The sequence below is a fragment of the Streptomyces europaeiscabiei genome (genome assembly GCF_001550375.1).
In the GTDB taxonomy this organism is placed as follows: domain Bacteria; phylum Actinomycetota; class Actinomycetes; order Streptomycetales; family Streptomycetaceae; genus Streptomyces; species Streptomyces europaeiscabiei.
In genome coordinates, this window is sequence record NZ_LRTR01000386.1 from 1 (window position 1) to 19,343 (window position 19,343).

17 protein-coding genes are annotated in these 19,343 nt (G+C 70.8%); 4 read left to right on the plus strand and 13 right to left on the minus strand.

Annotation, left to right across the window (positions count from 1 at the left end; genetic code table 11):
* Positions 1-1,126, plus strand: a 1,126-nt coding sequence (locus AWZ10_RS18120; protein ID WP_341846089.1) for a serine hydrolase domain-containing protein, incomplete at its 5' end; no start/stop codon positions are given.
* A 129-nt stretch (positions 1,127-1,255) separates the two neighbouring features.
* Here AWZ10_RS18120 and AWZ10_RS18125 read toward each other — a convergent pair.
* Both AWZ10_RS18125 and pepN read right to left on the minus strand, forming a co-directional pair.
* Entirely contained in the window at positions 1,256-2,326 is a 1,071-nt protein-coding gene (locus AWZ10_RS18125; protein ID WP_046705964.1) for a hypothetical protein, read from the minus strand.
* Between the two features lie 329 nt (positions 2,327-2,655).
* Entirely contained in the window at positions 2,656-5,256 is a 2,601-nt protein-coding gene (pepN, locus tag AWZ10_RS18130) for an aminopeptidase N (RefSeq protein WP_060891579.1), read from the minus strand.
* Positions 5,257-5,430: 174 nt separating this feature from the next.
* Between pepN and AWZ10_RS18135 the strand changes: the two genes are divergently transcribed.
* Positions 5,431-6,084: a DsbA family protein gene (locus AWZ10_RS18135; RefSeq protein ID WP_046708271.1), complete on the plus strand. Its 654-nt coding sequence runs from the start codon at positions 5,431-5,433 to the stop codon at positions 6,082-6,084.
* 9 nt (positions 6,085-6,093) lie between these two features.
* Here AWZ10_RS18135 and AWZ10_RS18140 read toward each other — a convergent pair whose 3' ends face one another.
* The 9 genes from AWZ10_RS18140 to AWZ10_RS18175 all read right to left on the minus strand — a co-directional run bounded on the left by AWZ10_RS18140 (position 6,094) and on the right by AWZ10_RS18175 (position 14,688).
* On the minus strand, positions 6,094-6,312 hold the full coding sequence (locus AWZ10_RS18140) for a hypothetical protein (RefSeq protein WP_046708272.1): 219 nt from the start codon (positions 6,310-6,312) through the stop codon (positions 6,094-6,096).
* Between the two features lie 230 nt (positions 6,313-6,542).
* Positions 6,543-7,184 carry a superoxide dismutase gene (locus tag AWZ10_RS18145; RefSeq protein WP_046708273.1) on the minus strand — a complete coding sequence of 214 codons (642 nt, stop codon included), beginning with the start codon at positions 7,182-7,184 and terminating at the stop codon, positions 6,543-6,545.
* Between the two features lie 588 nt (positions 7,185-7,772).
* Entirely contained in the window at positions 7,773-8,684 is a 912-nt protein-coding gene (locus AWZ10_RS18150; RefSeq protein ID WP_046708274.1) for a TauD/TfdA dioxygenase family protein, read from the minus strand.
* A 67-nt stretch (positions 8,685-8,751) separates the two neighbouring features.
* Positions 8,752-10,098: an LLM class flavin-dependent oxidoreductase gene (locus AWZ10_RS18155; RefSeq protein WP_060891580.1), complete on the minus strand. Its 1,347-nt coding sequence runs from the start codon at positions 10,096-10,098 to the stop codon at positions 8,752-8,754.
* Positions 10,095-10,223 (minus strand): hypothetical protein, encoded by a 129-nt coding sequence (locus AWZ10_RS55110; RefSeq protein WP_267893577.1) that lies wholly within the window; start codon positions 10,221-10,223, stop codon positions 10,095-10,097. The genes AWZ10_RS18155 and AWZ10_RS55110 overlap by 4 nt, the downstream gene beginning before the upstream one ends.
* 168 nt (positions 10,224-10,391) lie before the next feature.
* A complete protein-coding gene (locus tag AWZ10_RS18160) occupies positions 10,392-11,195 on the minus strand; it encodes an ABC transporter ATP-binding protein (protein ID WP_046709361.1) in 804 nt (267 codons plus the stop codon).
* The gene (locus tag AWZ10_RS18165; RefSeq protein ID WP_060891581.1) at positions 11,171-12,037 is read right to left on the minus strand and encodes an ABC transporter permease; all 867 of its coding nucleotides are present in this window, start codon (positions 12,035-12,037) and stop codon (positions 11,171-11,173) included. Before AWZ10_RS18165 ends, AWZ10_RS18160 begins: the two co-directional genes overlap by 25 nt.
* Positions 12,034-13,098, minus strand: coding sequence for an ABC transporter substrate-binding protein (locus AWZ10_RS18170; protein ID WP_046709359.1), 1,065 nt, complete (start codon positions 13,096-13,098; stop codon positions 12,034-12,036). The genes AWZ10_RS18165 and AWZ10_RS18170 overlap by 4 nt, the downstream gene beginning before the upstream one ends.
* A 330-nt stretch (positions 13,099-13,428) precedes the next feature.
* Complete coding sequence (locus AWZ10_RS18175) at positions 13,429-14,688, minus strand: ROK family protein (protein WP_079104395.1); 1,260 nt, start codon at positions 14,686-14,688, stop codon at positions 13,429-13,431.
* A gap of 463 nt (positions 14,689-15,151) precedes the next feature.
* Here AWZ10_RS18175 and AWZ10_RS18180 point away from each other — a divergent pair, with 463 nt between their 5' ends.
* On the plus strand, positions 15,152-15,733 hold the full coding sequence (locus AWZ10_RS18180) for a biotin transporter BioY (RefSeq protein WP_060891582.1): 582 nt from the start codon (positions 15,152-15,154) through the stop codon (positions 15,731-15,733).
* 33 nt (positions 15,734-15,766) lie between these two features.
* Here AWZ10_RS18180 and AWZ10_RS18185 read toward each other — a convergent pair whose 3' ends face one another.
* The gene (locus tag AWZ10_RS18185) at positions 15,767-17,095 is read right to left on the minus strand and encodes an FAD-binding oxidoreductase (protein WP_079104394.1); all 1,329 of its coding nucleotides are present in this window, start codon (positions 17,093-17,095) and stop codon (positions 15,767-15,769) included.
* 88 nt (positions 17,096-17,183) lie between these two features.
* On the minus strand, positions 17,184-17,948 hold the full coding sequence (locus AWZ10_RS18190) for a hypothetical protein (protein WP_046709357.1): 765 nt from the start codon (positions 17,946-17,948) through the stop codon (positions 17,184-17,186).
* A 250-nt stretch (positions 17,949-18,198) separates the two neighbouring features.
* Between AWZ10_RS18190 and AWZ10_RS18195 the strand changes: the two genes are divergently transcribed.
* A partial coding sequence (locus tag AWZ10_RS18195) for a serine/threonine-protein kinase (protein WP_244172516.1) occupies positions 18,199-19,343 on the plus strand: 1,145 nt, incomplete at its 3' end.

Below are 19,343 nucleotides of genomic sequence, written 5' to 3' on the forward strand. Positions count from 1 at the left end.
GGCCCCCACCGCCGTGACCGCCGCGGTGGCGCTGGCCGCCCCGGCGGTGGCGGCCGTACCCACCGGGGCCTCGGCGGGAGGCGACCACCGCGCCACCCGGAAGGCGATGGACGCCAACGTCAAGGACGGGGTCGTCGGCATCACCGTCCAGGCGAAGGACGAACACGGCGTCTGGAAGGCCACCTCGGGGGTCGGCGACCAGAAGACGGGCGAACCGCGTTCCGCCCGCGACCACTTCCGCGTCGGCAGCATCACGAAGACCTTCGTCTCCACCGTGCTCCTCCAGCTGGAGGCGGAGGGCAGACTGTCCCTGGACGACAAGGTCGACACGTGGCTGCCGGGCGTGGTGCGCGGCAAGGGCCACGACGGCCGCAGGATGACGCTCCGCCAACTCCTCAACCACACCAGCGGAATCGCCGACTACACCTCGGACAAGCAGTTCGTGAAGGATGTCTTTCTCGCGGAGGGCTTCTTCGAGAACCGCTACCGCACCTGGAGCCCGCGGGAACTGGTCGGCATCGCCATGAAGCACGAGCCGGACTTCGCCCCCGGCGCCGACTGGAGCTACTCCAACACCAACTACGTGCTCGCCGGCATGGTGATCGAGAAGGCCACGGGCCACTCGTACGGCCACGAGATCCGCGCCCGCGTCATCGAACCCCTCGGCCTGCGCGACACGAAGGTCCCCGACACCGTCCCCACCCTCCCGGGCCCGCACAGCCGTGCCTACTCCAAGCTGGCGGAGACGACGGACGGCAGGACGTACGACGTCACGAAGTTCAACCCCTCCTTGGCCGGCGCGGCGGGCGGGATGGTCTCCGACGCCGACGACCTCAACCGCTTCATCTCCGCCCTCCTGCGCGGCAAGCTCCTTCCCGAGAAGCAGCTGGCCGAGATGAAGAACGTCATCCCCGTCGACGGCGAACGCGGCGGCTACGGCCTCGGCCTCATCACCTACAAGCTCTCCTGCGGCGTCCGGCTCTGGGGCCACAGTGGCGGCATCCACGGCTCCCTCTCCGAAACCGCCACCACGGCCGACGGCCGCCACACCCTCACCTACAACTTCAACAGCGACTGGGCGGGCGACAGTCTGCCGATCATGGAGGCGGAGTTCTGCGGGAAGTAGAACCACGGTCGGGGAGTACACGGCGCAGCCCAGGGCGCCCTGGGAACGGACGAGGAGGGGCCGCCGAACGCTCGGCGGCCCCTCCTCTCCCCTCCTGCCGGTCACCGGCCTTGCCGGTCGGCTACCCGGTCACCGCGGCAGTACCACCACGTACGCCGCCGGATCGCGGTCGCACGACGCCATCAACGCGGTGCGGACCACGGCCGCCTGCTGCTCCAGCGAATCGCGCAGCTTCCTGGGGGTGATGTGGACGACGGTGATGCCGAGCCGTTCCAACATCTCGCGCTTGCGGGCGTACTCGGACCACAGCGCGTCGTCCTCCTGGCGCGGGGCGCGGGTGTCCAGCTCGACCGCGACGGCCTGCTCCGGCCAGTACGCGTCGAGACCGCCGAGGTGGGGGCCGCCGGGCAGACGGAGGTCGACGTTCCAGACCGGGTCGGGCAGGGCGTACTCGCGGACCATCCGGTACAGCTGGTCCTCCGCGACCGCCCGTCCCTCGGCGAGCAGCGACTCCACCGCGTCGGCGACATGCGGACGGTTCAGCAGCCGCGCCTGCGTCAACTCCCCTACGACGGCGGCAGCCTCGGTGTGGCCGCCGCACACGGCCTCCGTCAGCAGCCGGCGTACGGCGCCCGCGTCGGCGAGTTCCGCGACCGCGTCGGCGAGAGCGCGCGGCACCGGGGCGACGGGCAGGCCGGTCACGTACGACGGGGTCGGCAGGGCCGGGGTGCGGACGATCCGCGCGCAGCCCGCGGTCCGCAGCCGGCGCATACGCGGGACCAGGACGTCGATCGCGTCGAGGGAGGGGAGCGGGGGAGCGGACGTGAACCCGTGCAGGGTCAGGGCGGCCAGGCCCGTGATCACCGCGTCCGGGTAGCGGGACGCCGGGCGGGGCTCGTCGGCGTTCGGCTGCGCGGGTACGCCGACGGCTCCCGCGGACCCGGCGGCCGTCTCGCGGAACGGGGAGCGCGCCGCGTACGACAGCACCGCGTGCAGCCGCTCCTCGGAGGTGGGCGGGCCCGGGTGCAGCAGGAACACGCCCGGCAGGATCTGCTGCCAGGAGCCACCGGGCCGGCACTGCTCGTTCGTCTCGGCCGCGGTGACACCCTGCGCGCGCAACTGCGCGGCCGTCAGCACCCGGCGCGTGGCGTCCGAGAGACGACGGAGGGGGCGGGGGGAGAGCGGGGTGTTGTGGGTCATGACCCGGAGGTTCCCGCTCCGGGGCCGCCCATGAACCGCTGTTACACGCTCGTCGACAAATCCGGACAAGACCACACTAAAGTACGTGCGTTCGACTGCCGATACCCGCTGGTCCGTACGGGGATCAGAAAAGGTTACGGCTCCGATTACCCGAATTCGGTAACCCCGAACCGGGATGCCGCTTCGCCCGTTTCCTACCCCGCTGCGGGCAGTCGTGCCGCCGGGGCGGTACGGGTGGGCGCAGCGGCACATCGTGGCGCCGAGTTGCGCACCCGTCCCCCGCCCAGCGGCACTCGCCGGGTGCGCAACACGTGAAAGCTCAGCGGCGGTTAACCCGCCGCCCCGGCCCCCGCCGCCGCGTCACACGCCTGTCCCCGCAGCCCCCGGGCCAGATCGTCCCGGGCCTCCAGCACCAGCCTCCGCAACGCCGGTGCCGCCCCCTCGTGCGAGGCGAGCCACGCGTCCGTCGCGTCCAACGTCCCCTGGGAATCCTGCAGCGACGGGAACAAGCCCCGCACCACGTCCATCCCGATCTGGATCGACCGCTCGGCCCACACCCGCTCGATCACCTCGAAGTACTTGGCGGCGTACGGCGCCACCAACTCCCGCTGGGACGGCCGGGTGAACCCCGTGATCGTCGCCTCGACCAACGCGTTGGACAGCGTGTCCGACTCCACGACCGACGCCCACGCCTGCGCCTTGACCGCCGCGGACGGCCGCGCCGCCAGACAGCGCACCTGGTGCCGCTTCCCGGAAGCGGTGTCGTCCCGCGCCAACTCCGCGGCCAGTACCCTCTCGTCGGCGACCCCGTGCGTTGCCAGCGGCTCCAGGAAGGCCCATCGCAGCTCCTGGTCGACGTCCAGCCCGTCGACGTTCTCGGTCCCGGCCAACAGCCCCCGCAGCACCGCCAGATCGCCCTCGCCCGAGGCGACCGAGGCGAGGAAACGGGCCCACGTCAGCTGGTGCTGACTGCCCGCCTCGGCCGCCCGCAGCTCACGCAACGCACCCTCCGCCAGCAGCCGGCCCCCGGCCTCCCGCCACTGAGGCGCCGCGTAGTGCGTGAGCGCCGAACCGGCCCACGCGTGCAGCATCTGCAGCACCCCGATGTCGGACTCCCGCCCCGCGAACCGCAGCACGAGGTCGACGAAGTCCCGCGCCGGCAGCAGCGCGTCCCGCGTCAGGTTCCACAGCGCCGACCAGCACAGCGCCCGGGCCAGCGGGTCGGAGACGTCCCCGAGCCCGGCCCGCAGCGTGTCCAGCGACCCCGCGTCGAACCGGATCTTGCAGTACGTCAGGTCGTCGTCGTTGACCAGCACCAGCTCGGGCGCCTCGGCCCCGGCCAGCTCGCCCACGACCGTACGCGGGCCGTCCACATCGACCTCGGCCCGCGCGTACCGCTCCAGCGCGCCGTCCTCGCCGTTGCGCCGGTACAGGCCGATCGCCACCCGGTGCGGCCGTAGTTCGGGGTGCGACTCGGCCGCCTCCTGCACCACGGCCAGCTCGTCGATCCGGCCATCGGCGTCGAGAAGCACCTGCGGAGTGAGGGAGTTGACCCCCGCCGTCTGGAGCCACGCCCGCGACCAGGACACCATGTCCCGCCCGCTGGTCTCCTCGAGCACCGACAGCAGGTCGCCCAGCTTCGTGTTGCCGTACGCGTTCCGCTTGAAGTAGCGCCGGGCGCCCTCCAGGAAGGCCTCGCGCCCCACGTACGCCACCAACTGCTTGAGCACGGAGGCGCCCTTGGCGTACGTGATGCCGTCGAAGTTGAGCTTCGCGTCCTCCAGGTCACGGATGTCGGCCGTGACCGGGTGGGTGGAGGGCAGCTGGTCGGCGCGGTACGCCCAGGACTTGCGGTTGTTGGCGAAGGTGACCCAGCCGTTGGTGAAGCGGGTCGCCTCGACCATCGAGAAGGACCCCATGAAGTCGGCGAAGGACTCCTTCAGCCACAGGTCGTCCCACCACACCATGGTCACGAGGTCGCCGAACCACATGTGCGCCATCTCGTGCAGGACGACGTTCGCCCGCCGCTCGTACGACGCCCGCGTGACCTTGCCCCGGAAGATGAACTCCTCGCGGAACGTGACGAGCCCCGGGTTCTCCATCGCGCCGAGGTTGTACTCGGGCACGAACGCCTGGTCGTACTTCCCGAACGGGTACGGGTAGTCGAAGTGGTCGTGGAAGAAGTCCAGGCCCTGCTTGGTGATCAGGAAGACGTCGTCGGAGTCGAAGTAGGGGGCGAGACCCTTGCGGCACATCGCGCCGAGGGGGATCTCCAGCCGCGTACCGTCCTCGAAGACCCGCTCGTAGGTGTCCGTCACGTAGTGGTACGGGCCCGCGACGACCGCCGTGATGTATGTCGAGATCGGCTTCGTCTCCGCGAACCGCCACACCCCGTCCGTCTGCTCGCCGACCCCGTTGCTCCACACGACCCACCCCTCGGGCGCGCGCACCTCGAAGCGGAAGGGAGCCTTGAGGTCCGGCTGCTCGAAGTTCGCGAAGACCCGGCGGGAGTCCGCCGGCTCGTACTGGGTGTAGAGATAGACCTCGCCGTCCTCGGGGTCGACGAAGCGGTGCAGGCCCTCGCCGGTGCGGGAGTAGGCGCACCGGGCGTCGACCACCAGCTCGTTCTCGGCGGCCAGGTCGTCGAGGGTGATCCGGGAGCCGTCGAAGACCTCGCTCGGGTCGAGGTCCTTTCCGTTGAGGGAGACGGCCGTCACACTCGGCGCGATCAGATCGGCGAAGCTGCCGGCGCCCGGGTCGGCGCAGCGGAAGCGGATCGTCGTCACCGAGCGGAAGGTGCGCGGCTCGCCACCGTGGCCACCCGCGTCGCCGACGGCTGACCGCAGGTCGAGGGAGACCTCGTAACCGTCGACGGACAGCAGTGCGGCCCGTTCCTGGGCCTCGTCACGGGACAGATTCTCACCGGGCACGGGCGGCACTCCCTAGGGGTGGTGTTCAGGTGGTGTTCAGTATGCGGACAGGCCCGATCCTGTCATGCGCGTCCGAGGGCGGGCAGGTGGGAATGCGACGCCCGGCCGTCGGTGTTGGCAGCTGAAGCGACTTCCCATGCGAACGGCCTTCCGAACTCTCGTCCGAGGAGAACCATGTCCGAGCAGACCTCCGGCAAGACCCCCGTCGACTTCTGGTTCGACCCCCTGTGCCCGTGGGCCTGGATGACCTCGCGATGGGTCCTGGAGGTGGAGAAGGTCCGGGACATCGAGGTCCGCTGGCATGTGATGAGCCTCGCGGTGCTGAACGAGCCCAAGATCGACGACCTGCCCGAGGAGTACCGCGAGCTGCTGGCCACCAAGGCCTGGGGCCCGGTACGGATCGTCATAGCCGCCCAGCAGGAGCACGGCGCCAAGGTCCTCGGTGACCTCTACACCGCGATCGGCACCCGTGCGCACAACCAGGGCCTGGGCATAGAGAAGGACGTCGTCGCCGCCGCGGTGGCCGAGGTCGGGCTGCCCGAGTCCCTCATGGAGCACTGGGACTCCACCCCTTACGAGGCCGAGCTGCGCGCCTCCCACAAGGAGGGCATCGACAAGGTCGGCCAGGACGTCGGCACCCCCGTCATCGCCGTCCCCGGCGCCGACGGCGAGCAGATAGCCTTCTTCGGTCCGGTCGTCACCCCCGCCCCGAAGGGCGAGGAGGCCGCCAAGCTCTGGGACGGCACCCTCCTGGTCGCCTCGGTCCCCGGCTTCTACGAACTCAAGCGCACCCGCACCAAGGGCCCGGACTTCAGCAACCTGGTCTGACCGGCCGGGTCACCTGAAGGACTCGGGGAGGGTCAGCCCCTCGCTCTGGTTGCCCCACGGCTGCACGAACAGGCAGCGGCCCTTCTCGCCGTGGTTGCCGCAGCGCCACCAGCCGGCCGGGTGCTTCCCCAGGGACTCGAGGTGCTGCCGCACTTCCTTGTCGGCCTCGTGGAACGGCAGGGGCTTGCTTCCTCCACAGGGCGGGCAGTGCTTGTAGCTCGTCGACATGCGACCTCCCGGTCCGGTCGGCCGGATCGGGAATCCGGCCGGAAATCGGGATCATAGGGCGAAAGTTCAGGAAACCGTCAGACCGGAACGCGCCCCGCCGGTGGCGTTTTCCGGTCCCCGGACGACGAGAACCCCCGCGAGTCACGTCCTCGCGGGGGTTCTGCCTCTTTCTGCCTGCCCGGTGAAGGTTGAGAAGACGATCACGAGCAGGACATCTCGGCGGGGTCTGCTCAGGGGGCCAGCAGCAGCACGTCCGCGCGGGACTTGGCGGCCTCGTGACGGCGGGACACGTCCTGCCAGTTGACGACGGCCCACATGGCGTCGATGAAGTCGACCTTCTGGTTCTTGTACTGCAGGTAGAAGGCGTGCTCCCAGGCGTCGAAGACGAGGATCGGGGTGGTGCCCTGGCCGACGTTGCCCTGGTGGTCGTAGACCTGCTCCACGATGAGACGCCCGCTGAGCGGCTCGTACGCCAGCACGCCCCAGCCGGAGCCCTGGGTTGTGGCGGAGGCCTTGGTCAGCTGGGCCTTGAAGCCCGCGAACGAACCGAAGGACTCGGTGATGGCGTCCGCCAGCTCGCCCACGCCGTCGGCGGCCAGCGGCTCACCGCCGCCGTCGCCGGTCATGTTCTGCCAGTAGATGGAGTGCAGGATATGGCCGGAGAGATGGAAGGCCAGGTTCTTCTCCAGGCCGTTGATCGCGCCCCACGTCTCCTTGTCGCGCGCCTCCGCGAGCTGGTCGAGCGTGTCGTTGGCTCCCTTGACGTACGCCGCGTGGTGCTTGTCGTGGTGCAGCTCGATGATCTCGGGGCTGATCACGGGCGCGAGCGCGGCGTAGTCGTACGGCAGTTCGGGAAGCGTGTAGACGGGCATGGGGGTCCCCTCCGACCTCTTATTGCAAAGTACTTGCAAGTGCACGCTAGCAGCAAGAGACTGGTGGGGCGTGCTCGGCACGCGAAAGGGCCCTCGCGCGAACCGACCGTCCGTCCTCCGCGCGAGGGCCCTGAAGCATGCGAGGTGTGTCAGCGGGCGGCGCGCGCCCCCTGCCGGGCACGTCCGGGCGCCGCCAGGAACAGCGCCGTCCCGCCCGACCGGTACGACCGCGTCCGCGTCCCGGCTCCCGGGCCGTCAGGACGAAGACGCGTCAGTACCCGGAACGACCGGCCGACCACGAAGCTCGCCCCATGGACCGATGGCGTGTGCGGCGGGGTTCGAGAAGGAGCCCGAAGAGGCGTGCGCGGTGCACATCTCGCCGAGCGTCCGCATCACCGCCATGGCGAGGAGCCCGAGCGGGTGTGGACGACGACGATCGACGGCCCGGAGGACGCCCACCACGTCGGACAGCCCCTCCGTGGCTGTGGCTACGGAAGGGCTGTCCGCTTTCCGGACGCGTCGGGCGCCGGCTGTGCCCGCGCCGCACGGGCCCTGCCGGGGCCGCCGCCCGGCTCCGGGGCGACGGGGTCAGGCCGCCACGGGCACGCGCTGCGAGGCCACGGACGTGTAGTGCGAGGCGTCCCCCTCGACCGAGTGGCTCTCCGTGCCCTCGATGCCCGCCGGCACGTCACCGGCGACGGTCACCCGGTGCAGTCGGCGCGGCAGGCCGTCGTAGTTGTCGATGGCGTAGTGCTGGGTGATGCGGTTGTCGAAGACGACGAGCTGGTTCTCCGACCAGCGGTGGCGCAGTACGTTCTCCGGCCGGGTCACGTACGACTGGAGCAGGTCGAGGAGCTTGCGGGACTCGCCGAGCGACAGGCCCACGATCCGCTGCGCGAACCCGCCGATGAACAGCCCGCGTTCACCGGTCAGCGGGTGGACGCGGACCACCGGATGGACCGTGCGGTACTTGATCGAGGTGAACCGGGCGCGCTGCTCGGCCCGTTCCGCGTCGATCTCCTCGTCCGGCACCGCGTAGTCGTAGTCGTTGGTGTGCTCGGCCCACAGGCCGTCGGCCAGCCGCCGCAGCGGTTCGGGCAGGTCACGGTAGGCCGCCGCCGAGTTCGCGATCAGGGTCTCGCCGCCGTACGGCGGGATCGTGACGCTGCGCAGCGTGGTGGCCTGCGGCGGGTTGAGGACGAACGTGACGTCGGTGTGCCAGTGGTTGGCGCGCCCCCGCTCGCTGTCCACGGGCAGGACGTTCGCGGCCCCCTCGACGGCGGCAACCGTCGGGTGGGCGGTGGTGATGTCGCCGAAGTGGCGGACGAAGGCCTGGTGGGTCTCGTCGTCGAGGTTCACGTCGTCGAAGACGAGCGCCTTGTGGACGTTGAGGGCCTCGCGCAGGGCGGCGACCGTCTCCTCGTCGAGGGGTTTGGAGATGTCGACGCCGGAGACACGGGCGCCGATGTGGGCGGTGACCTTCTGGATGTCGATGGTCATGGTGTGCTTCCTTTCGGGGGCCGGGCTTTCGGGGCGGCGGGACTTCAGGGCGGCGGGACTTCGGGGATCAGACGAGGGCGGGTGCGGGCGTGTTGACGTGCTGGTTGACGGGCCTCGGCAGGCCGTAGCGGTCCCGCAGGGTCCGGCGAGGGCCGTACTCGGTGCGGAGCAGACCGCGGGCGCGCAGGATCGGGACGACGTGGTCGACGAAGGCGTCGAGGCCGGACGGCAGGACCGCGGGCATGATGTTGAAGCCGTCGGCGGCGCCCCGCGTGAACCAGGTCTCGATCTTGTCGGCGACCTGCTCGGGCGTCCCGGCGAAGGTGAGGTGCCCGCGCCCGCCGCCCAGCCGCCCGATCAGCTCCCGCACGGTGAGCCCCTCGCGCCGGGCCAGCTCGACGACGAGCGTGTAGCGGCTCTTGGCGCCCTCGATCGCACTCTCCGGCGGCAGACCGTCGGGCAGCGGCGCGTCCAACTCCAGGCTGCCCGGCTCCAGTTGCAGCAACCGCTCCAGATTGCCCACCCCGTGCGTGTACACGATGTGGTCCTCCAGGACCCGCTCGGCCGCCCGCGCCTCGGCCTCCGTCGACCCGAGTACGGGGACGATCCCGGGCAGCACCTTGATGTGTTCGGGGTCCCGGCCGACCGCCGCCGTACGGGACTTGAGGTCGGCGTAGAAGGCCTGAGCGTCCTCGATGGTCTGCTGAGCGGTGAACACGGCCTCCGCGTACCGGGCCGCGAACGCCTTGCCGTCCTCGCTCGACCCCGCCTGCACGAGCAGCGGGTAACCCTGGGGCGAGCGCGGGACGTTGAGCGGGCCTTCGACGCTGAAGTACGTCCCCCTGTGCCGGGGCGGATGGATCTTCGTGTCGTCGGCCCAGACACCGGACGCCTTGTCGGCGACGATCGCGTCGTCCTCCCAGCTGTCCCAGAGCTTCAGGGCCACGTCGAGGAACTCGGAGGCCCGCGCGTACCGCTGGGCGTGCGCCGGCTCGGCGTCGAGACCGAAGTTGCGGGCTGCCTCCGCGCCGGCGGTGGTGACGATGTTCCAGCCGGCCCGGCCGCCGCTGAGGATGTCGAGCGAGGCGAACTTGCGGGCCAGGTTGTAGGGGGAGTTGTAGGAGGTGGAGGCGGTGGCGATCAGGCCGATGTGCTGGGTCGCCGTCGCCAGGGCGGTGAGCAGGGTGAGTGGTTCCAGGGCGCCCGCCGGACGCTGGCCCACACTGCCCCACAGGTGCGGCCCGTCGGCCAGGAAGAGCGAGTCGAACGTGCCGCGCTCCGCGATCCGGGCCAGCCGCACATAGTGGTCCAGTTCGACGTGCGCGTACGGGTCGGACTCCGGCAGCCGCCACGACGCCTCGTGGTGGCCGGTGTTCATCAGGAAGGCGTTGAGGTGGAGTTGTCTCGATGTCACTGGTGGTCCTCGGGGGTCATGGGCGGTTCTGCGGCGGTCGTCCGGGGCCCGGCGGGGCGCGTCGGCGGCTTGCCGGAGGCGATGGACGGTCCTGGGGGAGTCGTCGGCGGTTCACCTGAGGTCATGGACCGGCTCCGCGGGGGCTCGTCGGTGGTTCACCGGGAGGGGATGGGCGGGCCCGCGGGAGTTGTCGGCGGTCGGGCGGAGGTCATGGGTCGGCCCGGCGGGGCTCGTCGGTGGTTCACCGGAGGGGATGGGCGGGCCCGCGGGAGTCGTCGGCGGTTCACCGGAGATCACTCGTGGTCCTCCGTCACGCCGAGCGCGGCCAGCAGCCGCTCGCGGTACTCCCCCAGCAGGGGGTCCCGGTACGAGCGCGGGTGCGGGCGGTCGATGGTCAGGTCGAGGCCGATGCGCCCCTGTTCGAGCACGAGGACGCGGTCGGCGAGCACGATCGCCTCGTCGACGTCGTGGGTGACGAGCAGGACGGAGGGCTTGTGGTGTTCCCACAGCTGCCTGAGCAGGCTGTGCATCCTGATCCGGGTGAGCGCGTCCAGGGCGCCGAACGGCTCGTCGGCCAGCAGCAGTTCGGGATCGCGGACCAGGGAGCGGGCCAGTGCCGCACGCTGGGCCTCGCCGCCGGACAGCTCGTTCGGCCAGGCGCGCTCGCGGCCCTTCAGGCCCACCTCGGCGAGGGCCTCGCGGCCCCTGGCTGCGGCCTCCTTGCCCTCCGCGCCGAGCAGCACGTTGTCGAGGACCCGGCGCCAGGGCAGCAGCCGGGAGTCCTGGAAGACGACGGACACCCGGGCCGGCGCGGTGAGCCGCCCGCTGCCCACCACCTCGTGGTCGAGCCCGGCGACCGCCCGCAGCAGCGTGCTCTTGCCGGAGCCGCTGTGCCCGAGCAGGGCCACGAACTGCCCGGCGGGGATGTCGAGGTCGATGCCGTCGAGGACCTTGCGTCCGTCGAACGACCGCGTGAGTTCCCGGAGTCGCACGGCGGGCCGAGTGGCCGTGGCCGTTCGCGGCTGCGGGGTGGCCGTCCGCGGCTGCGGGGTGGCCGTCCGCCCGGTGTTCGTCAGCTGCTCAGCGTGCGTCGCCATGACAGCACCCTCCGTTCGATGAGACGGACCGCGCTGTCGGAGATCAGGCCGAAGATCCCGTAGACGACCAGGCCGACGAGGATGACGTCGCTCTGGCCGTAGTTCTGGGCCTGGAACATCATGTAGCCGAGTCCGTTGGTGGCGTTGATCTGCTCCAGTACGACCAGGCCCAGCCAGGAGCCGGTCACCCCGAGCCGCAGGCCCACGAAGAAGCCGGGCAGCGCGCCGGGGATGACGATCTGCCGGACGAACTGCAGCCTCGACAGACCCTGCACCTCGGCGAGTTCGACGAATCGGCTGTCGATCCCGGCCAGCGCGGCATGCGTGTTGAGGTAGATGGGGATGTAGACGACGATGGCGATGATCGCGATCTTGAAGGTCTCGCCGATGCCCAGCCAGAGGATGAACAGCGGGATCAGGCCCAGCGTCGGGATCGCCCGGTTGAGCTGCACGGTCCCGTCGATCAGCGCCTCGCCGACCCGGCTGAGCCCGGAGGCCAGGGCGAGCGCGACACCGGCGGTCAGCCCGATCACGAACCCGGATCCGGCCCGCTGCAACGAGGTCGTGATGTCCGTCGTCAGGGTCCCGTCGGTCCACAGACGGACGCCCGTCTCCAGCACCGTCCAGGGCGCCGGGATCGCCGCCGGATCGAGCTGTCCGGCGGCGGAGGCGACGGCCCAGAGGGCGAGGAACAGCACCGGCCCGACGAGCCGGGAGGCGGGCAGCCGCTTGCCGGGGGAGAGACGCCGGCGCCTGCGGACCTGGGAGGTCTCCCCGACGGCCTCGACCGTGCCTACGGCGGTCGTGCCGACCGGGGCGGCACTGGTGGTCACGGCGCTCACTTCCGGTACTCCGCGGCCACGGCCTTCGCCGCGATCCCCTCGAACCGCCGGTCGAAGAGCGTGCCGACGTCGAACTTCTTCACGAAGCCACCCTCCGCCAGCAGATCCGCGGTCTCCTGCTCCCACTTGATCGCCTCGTCCCAACTGGGCGGAAAGAGCGGCTTGTTGGCGAGTTCGCTGATCGACTCCGCCTGGGCGAGGTTCAGGTTCTGGGTCTTCACGTAGAACTCCTCGTTCCAGATGTCCGGGTTCTCGTACTGCCAGACCGCGCCCTTCGCCCAGTACGGGATGTACGCGGCGACGGCGGCCACCTTCGCGGAGTCGCCCAGCACGGAGGCCGGCGCCCACAGCAGGTTGAGCAGGTCCACCACGTCGGTGGGGATCGTGCGGGCGCCCTTGGCCTTGTACTGCTGCAGATAGGCGGGCGCCTGCTGGTTGGCGAGCGGAGCGACGTCTACCTGGCCCGACTGCAGGGCCGTCAGGAACTGGTTGCTGGTGAGCGGGACGAGTTCCGCGTCGTCGTACGCGAGCCCCGCCTCCTTCAACGCCCGAAGCAGTACGACGCCCTGCGCCTGCCCCTGGGAGAAGGCGAGCCTCTTGCCCCGGAAATCCTCGACCGAGGAGATGTCGCTGCCGGGCTTGGTGGCGAAGAGATAGTTCGGCTTCCGGGTGACGTTGATCGCGACGATCTTCGCGTCGTAACCCTGGTAATGCGCCTGGATCGGTGGAATACCCGCGTTGTTGGCGACGTCCAGCGACCCCGCCCGGAAGGCGTTGATGACATCGGGTCCGGCGCCGATGTTCGCCCAACTGCTCACCTTGAAAGGAAGATCGCCGAGTTTCGCGAGCTCGAACTGCAACTCCTGCTGATTCTGGAAGGAGGCGATCTTCAGGCTCGTACCCGAGGGAACCTTGGTGGGCAGCGGCGCGTCCGCGGCCGTCCGGGCGGTGGCCGCGCTGCTGTCGGCGCAGCCGCTGAGACCGGCCGCCGCGGCCGTGACGCCGAGGAGAGAGGTGAGGAAGAGTCGCCGGTCGAAACCGGGCGCGGCGGAAGAAGACATGGGAGGACCCCCAGGGGTAAACGGTGGAAAGTGCACGAAATCCCGCACGAAATCCCGCACGGAACCCCGCGCGGAACCCAGCGCGGAATCGCGCATGGAGTCACGAACGGAATCACGATCGGAATCGTGAGCGGACGGATCCGCGCAATCGGAAGGAAAGGAAGCTGCGGAAGGAGAACTCACGCAGGAAGAAGTGCCGCGTCGGCCGGAGTGCGAGGAGCACTCCGGTACGTCAACGTGTCAGCAACAGAGGGTGCGACAACTCGTGAGCAGCATGAATACAATGTTCCCGGTCTTCGGTATTGCCTGTCAACATTCGGAGTTTCTGAATTAACCGGCCTCGGCGGAGGCAGGGAAGAGACGCGCCACGGCCCCCAGCGGATCCCGGTAGAGCACGTCCAGAGCCACCGCTCCGCCCGCCGTGGCCAGCACGGAGTCGGGGAAGCTCGTCGGCCCCACGGCCACCGCCCGGTCCGGCCCGACGGCCTCGTGCAGCGCGGCGAGGCAGTCCGCCCGGCCGACGATCCCGATCTCGGTGACGACCACGGTCTCCGGGTTCAGCACGTCGAGCAGCAACTCCGCCGCCCGCCCCACCATCCGCGCCCGCTCCACCAGTAGCCGCACGGCCACCGCGTCGCCGCCCGCCGCCGCGTCCAGCACCCGCATCGGGTTCACCCCGCCGATGACCCCGGCCGCCCGCGCCCGCCGGCACAGTGTCCGCTCGCTCAACTCGGCCTGGAGGCAGCCGGTCCGGCCGCACTCGCAGGGCTCCGTACCGCCGGGCAACGGCAGATGGGCGATCGCTCCCGCCTGCGAGCGGGGCCCGTGATGCACCTCGTCGTTGGTCGCGAACGCCGCGTCGACCATGTTGCCGACGAACAGATGCAGCACGCTCCGGCTGCCACGGGCCCGCCCGAACAACTGCTCGGCGTTGACCAAGGCCCGCGCGTGCCCGTCGACATGGACCGGCAGCCCGGTCACGGCACCGAGCATCTCGCGCACCGGCACCTCGCGCCAGCCCAGCAGCGGATGCTCGACGACGGTCCCGGACTCCCGGTCCACCCAGCCGCCGGCCGCGAAGCCGACGGCCAGGGCCCGGCAACCCGGCGCCTCGCCCAGCAGGGCCCGGAGTTCGTCGGCGGCCCGCGCCAGGACCGGGGCGGGGTCGGTGGAGCCGTGCTTCAACCGCCGCTCCACGACGACCCGTCCACGCAGGTCGAGCAGCGCGACCGTCGTGTACGGCACGGCCACATGCACCCCGCCCACCACGAACCGCGAGTCGTCCAGGTCGAGGGGTACGTGCGGGCGCCCCGCCCCCTTGGTCCGCCGGGGCGGTTCGGCCTCACGGATGAGACCCAGCCCCGCGAACCGGGCGCAGTAGTCGGTCACCGAGGCCGGTGACAGCCCGGTCACCCGGGCGATGATGCTGCGCGCCACCGGCCCGTGCTCCAGCACGGACCGCAGCACCACGCTGGCGCTGGTCCGCCGCCGGTCACTGTCGGCGACACGCGGTACGGGAGAAAGAGCGGGGCTGCGAGAGGGAGGGGAGGCGGGAGCGTGAAGGGTGGGTGCTGCCGCGGCATGGGGCATGGCGATCATCCTCGGGAACGGGTCCGACACTGCGCCGTCTCGATTGGGGCGGGGCGTGCCGGAGCCGCCTCACCCGGGACGGCGACAGGTGGCCGTGCCGACGCGTCGCAGATCGACGTAGCGACGCGACGAGAAGTACCGGGCCTGAGCAACCATGCGCTCGAAGCTAGCAAAACGACCCACCACTGCCCAGACGGCGACCGACGGGCGAGACGGCACCTGTCCACGCCGCCGACCCGATTGGCGAAACCCTACAGATCCGACGAGACGCCCCCGCAAGACCAAAGCCACCCCACCTCAGTGACCGGCGTCACGCCTTACCGGGTGTAACCCACATCCTTTGTATGAAGCCCACCAAGCCGTCGTTGCCCCCTTTGTCGAGCGCTGACGGTGTCCGGTGCGAGGGGCCTGGGATAGCGTCACCGTGTCCCCGCCGACTTCACCCGCCGGAGTGAGCCCGAACATGAGCACCGCCACCACGTCAGCCCGCCCCGGAGAGGTCCTCGCCGACCTCCTGCCCGTCGCCGGCGTCCGCGCCCGCGACATCGCGCTCGTGGTCGGCGGCGCCGCGCTCACCGGGCTCGCCGCCCAGATCTCCGTGCCCGTGCCGGGCTCCCCGGTCCCGGTCACCGGCCAGACCTTCGCCGCCCTGCTCGTCGGCACCACCCTCGGTGCGGGCCGCGGCGTCGCCGCTCTCGCCCTGTACGCGCTGGCCGGCCTGGCCGGCGTGCCGTGGTTCGCCAACGGCACCTCCGGCATCGGCGTCTCCTTCGGCTACATCCTCGGCATGATCCTCGCCGTCGCCGCAGTGGGCGCCCTCGCCCGCCGCGGCGGCGACCGCTCCACGCTGCGCATGGCCGGCACGATGCTCGTCGGCGAGGCGATCATCTACGCCGTCGGCGTCCCTTACCTCGCCGCCACCGCCGACATCAGCCTCTCCGCCGCCGTCGCGGTCGGCCTCACCCCCTTCCTGATCGGCGACGCCATCAAGGTCGTCCTGGCCATGGGGCTGCTGCCGACGGCCTGGAAGCTGCTGAAGAACTGACGCGGCGGCTCAGCCCCGCCGACCAGGCGCCGCTCAGAAAGCAGCGCCCCTTGCGAAGAGGTTCGCCGGGTCGTACTCCGACCGCACCACGGCGAGCCTCTTGCGCGTTCCGGCGTCGTACAGCCCCTCGCTCCGATCTCCGGCGCCGAACGCGAAGTTGACCGCCCGCCCCAGCGTCCAGGGCCGCACCACCTCGAACCCAGGGTCGAGGATCCGCCGGGCCGGCTCCCGTTCGGCCATCGCCACCAGCCGCAGCAGGAACCGCCCGTCGCGATACGGCACCGAGTTGGGCGCGGGCCTCGCGAGCGCCCCGCCCAACTGGTTGACCTGCACCACACACATGGCGGCCGCCTCCGGTCCGGTCCGCGCGAGCACCTCGCCCACGGCCTCGACGTCCAGCTCGCGCAGCACCGCGCTGTCCCCGTGATGGGTGTGCGGCGCCGCCGGATCACTGTGGATCGTGTGACTCTCCTCGTACGGCATCACCCGGAGCGTGTCCGCGAACACCGGCCCCGCCTGCCGCAGCGGCGCGACCAGCCGTTCCCCTTCGTCACCGTCGCCGGTGTGGGCGACCCGTACGGAGACGACGTACCGCCCGCGCAGATGCGGCGGCAGCCCCGGCACATCCGGGTACGCGACGGCCGCGAACGACGAGGTCAGGGTGTCCGGCACGGTCCGCGTCCAGTGTTCGTACGTCCGCAGCAGGGCCGCCGGGTCGACCTCGCGCCCGTCGAAGGAGAGCGAGCCGCCGTAGAGCCGGGCCACGGGCACGAGACCGATCTCCATCCCGGTGACGATCCCGAGACCGTGTCCGCCGCCGAGCAGCGCCCAGTACAGATCGGGCTCGCTGTCGCGCGTCACACGGCGCGTCCGTCCGTCCGCCGTGACCAGGTCGAGCGCCCGCACGTGATCCGCCGCGTACCCGAACTCCCGCGCCAGGATGCCCAGTCCACCGCCCAGCGTGTACCCGACGACCCCCACACCGGGCGACGACCCGTTCAGCGGGGCGAGCCCGTACGGCCCGGCCGCGGCGACGACCCGACCCCAGCGGACGCCCGCCTCGACGTGGGCGGTCCGGCCCACGGGGTCGACCCTCACCCCGTCCATCCGCCGGGTACCGACCAGCACCCCACCCTCGTACGCCCCCGCCACCCCGTGCCCGGTCGCCTGCACGCGGACCGGCAGTCCCCGCTGCGCCGCGTACGCCACCGCCGCCACCACGTCACCGACCGTGCCGGCTCCGACGGCCACGTCCGGCCGCCGCCCGAACGCGGTCTGGAATCCGGCGACTTCGTCGTCGTAACCGGCGTCGTCGGGAACCAGGACAGGACAGTCGGCCGTGCTGAGGTCTCGCGGATTCATCGGTCTCCTCCGTCACGCATCGTTCGCTCGGAGGAGACCGTGCCCGCATAACCTGACAGCTTCCGTCAGCTTTTCCCCGCTCGGTGGGTCAGGACTCCTGCCGGGCCCGCCGGTGGTTCCACCACAGGCCCGCCGCACCGGCCGAGATGAGCGCGGCACCGGCCATGCCGAGCGGCAGGACGCGGTCGGCCGGACCGGTCTGGGGCAGCTCGTCCGGCTTGTCGTCCTTCCCTCCGCCTCCACCGCCGTCGCCGTCACCGCCGCCGGGGGTGACCGGGCTGTTGTCGGTGCCGAGGAGCAGCGGGGTGGCGGGTTCGTTGGGGGACTGGTTGGTCGTGCCGAACGGGACCGGGCCCTGCTGCCAGAAGGTCTTCGAGCCGTCGGAGTTCTGGACCGGAAGACAGATCCTGCCCTGCTTGCTCAGGTCGTACGTGGCGTCGATCGCATAGGTCTTCGACTTTCCGGCCGCCAGATCGTCGATCGCGCACGCGAAACCACTGTTCGCGCCGTCGGGAAGATCCCCCGCCGGGATTGCCGAACACCCTTCGACGTTCTTGACCGTCATGCCGTCAAAACCGACCACAAGCAACCGGATTTCCCCGCTCGCCTTGCTTCCCTCGTTCTTCACGACGCCGGTGATATCCGTTTCCTCGGACTTGTTGTCGACTTTGATCTCCTTGGACAGCAGCGTCGAGAGCTTCACTCCCGCAGGTGCCGTGTCCACGGCCTTTCCGCCATGACCGCTCAATCCCCCCTCGTCGTCCGCCGACGCCGTGAAGCCGAGGATCATCACCGACGTGAACGACACGGTGAGCAGTGATCCGGCGACGGCGGCCTTACGATGAGAACTCATGTTCCATCCCCCTTGCTTCCCCCTGGCCGTGCCTGAATTCACGGCCTATGAAGAGGTACCACAAGATTTCCCAGCACTATGCTGGTGCGGCACGAAGTGTGACCAATGCGCGACTTTTTGGTTCTTCTGTGGCATGTGCGGTCAGTTGTTGAAGGGGGGCATGGGGGTGCCGGAAATAACGCGGGGCGGTGTTCCGGGTCTTATGGTGGCCGGCCGTTATCGGCTGGTCGAAAGCATCGGCCAAGGTGGAATGGGCCGGGTCTGGCGGGCCACCGACGAAATGCTCGACCGGCAGGTCGCCGTCAAGGAAATGCGTATCGACGGCCTCGACCCGGAGGACAGCCGCACCCGACGCGAGCGAACCCTGCGGGAGGCCAGGGCCACGGCCCGTATCGACCACCCCCACGTCGTACGTGTCTACGACGTGGTCGACGCGGGCGAACGGCTCTGGATCGTCATGGAACTGGTCGACGGCCGTTCCCTGGAACGGCTCGTGGCCCAGGACGGTCCCCTCGGCGTACGCGACACGGCCCGCATCGGCCTCGAACTCGTCGACGCGCTGGGCCAGGTGCACGCCCAGGGCGTCCTGCACCGCGACATCAAACCGGCCAACGTCCTCGTCAAGCGCACGGGCTCCCACCAGGTCGTCCTCACCGACTTCGGCATCGCCGCCATCCAGAACACCGAGGCCCTCACCATGGCCGGCATGCTCGTCGGCTCCCCCGACTACATGGCCCCCGAGCGGGTCTCCGGCCACCCACAGGGCCCGCCCTCCGACCTCTGGTCCCTCGGCGCCACCCTCTGCGCCGCCCTCGGCGGCCGCTCCCCCTTCTCCCGTTCCACCACCCTCGCCACCCTCCACGCCGTCCTCTACGAGGAACCGGAACTCCCCGCGGCCGCAGGCGCCCTCCACGACATCCTCGCCGCCCTCCTGAAGAAACAACCGGAGTCCCGCCCCGGTCTGCACGAACTCACCGAGGCGCTCCGCGACATCGCCACGGTCCCGGCCGCCGGGACGGGGCGACCGGGGGTCGGGGCCGGGGAGCAGCCGACCGGAGCCGAGGAGGCGGGGGCCGGCATCGTGGAGTCCGCGGCCGGGTTCGGCGAGCCGGTCGCAGGCCGTTCGGAACCGGTGGCGGAAAGGCCGGGGCCGCTGGTCGGCGCCACGGATCCATGGGCCGGCACAGCCCAGGACCCCGAGGCGACGCCCCCGGAACCCGCACACCCCGAACCCGCACCCGCCGGACGCCCCACCCCGGTACGGCCGACGCCTACGCCGACGCCTACGGTGCGGAACCGGCCCGAGCCCGACCCCGAACCCGTGCCGCACCCCGAGCCCGTACCGCACCCCCAGCCGCAACAGCCCCCCACCCCCCGACCCGACCGAGCCACCAC